The 2859-nt window shown below is 67.9% G+C and carries 3 protein-coding genes; all 3 read left to right on the top strand.

The annotated features are described in order from the left end of the window. On the top strand, positions 1-890 hold an 890-nt coding region (locus B1H55_RS11915; RefSeq protein ID WP_143222437.1), incomplete at its 5' end, for an LPXTG cell wall anchor domain-containing protein. 181 nt (positions 891-1071) lie between these two features. Further along, positions 1072-2367 carry an AAA family ATPase gene (locus tag B1H55_RS11910; RefSeq protein WP_077240728.1) on the top strand — a complete coding sequence of 432 codons (1296 nt, stop codon included), beginning with the start codon at positions 1072-1074 and terminating at the stop codon, positions 2365-2367. Between the two features lie 64 nt (positions 2368-2431). Continuing rightward, a partial coding sequence (locus tag B1H55_RS11905; protein WP_240494193.1) for an RloB family protein occupies positions 2432-2859 on the top strand: 428 nt, incomplete at its 3' end.

Raw genomic sequence — 2859 nt, 5'->3', positions numbered from 1 at the left:
CGGGCGGCGTCGATGACGCGGGGGCAGGAGCCGGCGCCGACGGCGCGGGGCCGGCGGCCGCCGGCGATCCCGGCGCGGCCGGGGGCGCTGACGGTGTCGGCGGTGAGGGCGCCGGCCGCCCGGGCGGGCTCTTCGCCGAGCAGACGGGCGCCATCGATGCGGGTGCCCTCAACATCGCCGTGCCCACGGCCGGTATGGCGGCTGGAACCCACGTCATCACCATGACCGCCACGGATCTCGCCGGCAATACGACCACCCTGTCCAGGGCCGTCGTCGTGGACGCCGACGCCGTCATCAACGGGCCGGACTCGGCCACGGTCACCGTCGAGGACGGCGGCCTCGCCGATCAGTCCGCCGTGGCCGCCAAGGTCCTCGCCCTCTACTCCGTGACCGACGACGGCTCGGCCACCGCCTCCGGCGACACGGCGCTGTCGCTGGCGCCGGGCACCGTGCTCGCGCCGGGGAAGAACACCGTGACCCTCGTGGCCACGGATGCCGCGGGCAGGATCGTGACCCGTCAGGTGTCCATCACGGTCTCCATCCCGGAGCAGCCCTCGCCCGGGGGCGACGGCGGCAGCGGCGGTTCGGCCGGCACGGATGGCACGACCGACGGCTCCGGGAGTACCGGCGCGCAGGGGGCCGCGGACGCCCCACCCGCCCGGCCCAGCCAGCCCGGCGAGTTTCCCGCCGTGCCGCCCCGGCCGGGCCAGATGGTCGACGCGGGCGGGCCGCCCTCCGGCCGCCCCCCGATGAACGCGGGCGCCATGGCCGACACCGGCGCCAACACGGCCGCCGCGCTGGGCATGGCGGCGGTGGCGATCCTCGCCGGAGGCGGGCTCATGTGGCGCCGCCGTCGGAGCATGGAGCTGTCGAGCGCTGCCGCTGAGTGAGGCTCATGAGTGAGGCTCTGGCGCGCTGAGCGCCCACTGAGCAGGCATCGCGAGCGGTTGGGGCCGCCGCCCTTGAGAGGGCGGCGGCCCCAACCGTGTGCTCAGTCCTGATGAAGCGTCACCATCGCGCAATATCCGGAAAAATTTTCCTCATCAACGCCTTTCAGGGTAGCATGTATGCATGCTGTTGGCGTTCTCCGTCACCAACTTTCGATGCTTCACGGACGAGGCCGTCCTTGATCTCGTCCGTCCGTCTCTGAAGACTCTCGTGCCCGGGCATGGCTCCTCCTGGATCCAGGAGACCCAGCGAGCGGCCGCGATCTACGGTGCCAACGCCTCTGGTAAGTCCACCCTGATCGACGCCCTCGAGGCGCTGCACCAGGCCATCGGCGGTGAGCGCGGAATCCTCTACCAGCCGGACAGGTTCAGGCCGGGCGCCTCGGAGACCACCACCTACCGGCTCGAATTCACCGCCGATGACAGGCGCTTCGCCTACACGGTGACGGCTGAGGTCTGGGGTGTCTCGAGCGAGGAGCTGTGGGAGGTCGGCAGGCGGTGGAAGAAGGTCTTCGCCCGGCGTCAGGCGAGCGCGACAGCTCCTTTGGAGATCTTGGCGGGTCCGTCCCTTCGTGGAGCCAATCGTGAGGTCAAGAACCTGACGAGTGCGGATGACCTCTTCCTTGGAGTGGCCTTCCACTACCGCCATGAGACGCTCTTCCCCCTGGTCAAGGAGCTGCGCGCCACCTCCTTCGTCCACCATTCGGATGATGAGAGGCTCGCCCGGATCCGCTGGCTCATGATCCGGCTCGCAGATGATCCCCAGGTGTGGGGCGAGATCAGTGCTGTCCTCTCCCAGATGGCGGACTTGGGCATTCTCCGCGTTGAGCTTGAGGAGCAGGAGATCCCCCCGAAAGTACTCGAGGAGATCCGATCCCTCGCCGAGCGCCGTCAGGGCGAGGACGTCGAGCTTCCTGATGAGCTGCTTCGCCAGCTCCGTCATTCCCTGGTCTTCATCCATCGCGGCCCCGACGGTGCCGAGTGCCGTCTAGGACTCGGTGCTCAGAGTGAGGGCACTCTCACCTGGCTCGCCACCGCCGGTCCGGCCATCCAGACCCTGCGTCAGGGAGGTGTGCTCGTCGTCGATGAGCTCGATGCGAGCCTCCACCCCCATCTCGCCTCCGCGCTCATTGAGATGTTCCAGGATCCGGATCTCAATACGACCGGTGCCCAGATCATCGCCACCACGCATGACACATCGCTGCTGGGCAACACGCCGACCCCCAGGCTCGAGGCCGCCGAGACGTGGTTCTGCGAGAAGGATGATGACGGCTCCTCAAGCATCTACTCGCTTGCTGATTTCACGGATCTTCGCCGGGCCAGCAACAAGGAGAAGCGCTACCTTGTGGGCGCTCTCGGCGGTGTTCCCAGGGTCGATCCCTCAGGTCTGCGCCGCCTCCTCGCAGTTACGGGGGCCTGAGATGGGTCGAGGAAGGCCGTCTCAGAGGCGCGCGCCCCGCTGGCAGCGCCGAGCGATCCTGGTGGTGACGAACGGCCGGCAGACCGAGAAGGCGTACTTGGAGCGCCTCAAACAGGAGGTGGGGCGGTCGACCGCGCTCACGACCCGCTTCATCAACGGAGATCCTCGCACCCTTATCAAGGAACTCTCGGGGGATCGCTCGAACCTCACTGACTTCGACGAGATCTGGATCATCGTCGACCACGACGGCACGGATCGATCCGACTTCTTGCGGGCCTGCGAAAGACTGAGCAAGAAGAAGCGCCCAGTCCACGGCGTCGTCTCAGTCCCCTGCTTCGAGGTGTGGCTCGCCGCGCACTACTGTCAGGTCCGCAACTACCAGGACCAGCATGACGCTCAACGCCACTACGCGCAGATCGCTCGTGTGCGCAAGGGAGGGGAGAAGTTCCTTCCCAAGGACTTCCCGTGGGATGCCATTGCGGACGCCGCCCA

It is taken from the genome of Actinomyces denticolens (assembly GCF_002072185.1).
In the GTDB taxonomy this organism is placed as follows: domain Bacteria; phylum Actinomycetota; class Actinomycetes; order Actinomycetales; family Actinomycetaceae; genus Actinomyces; species Actinomyces denticolens.
The sequence above is the reverse complement of the archived record's forward strand: the minus strand, read 5'-3'. Positions and strand labels throughout refer to the sequence as shown.

Bases quoted from the DNA above. Each gene is read 5' to 3' on its own strand.
- B1H55_RS11910 (WP_077240728.1), top strand. From the start codon at position 1,072: ATGCTGTTGGCGTTCTCCGTCACCAACTTTCGATGCTTCACGGACGAG.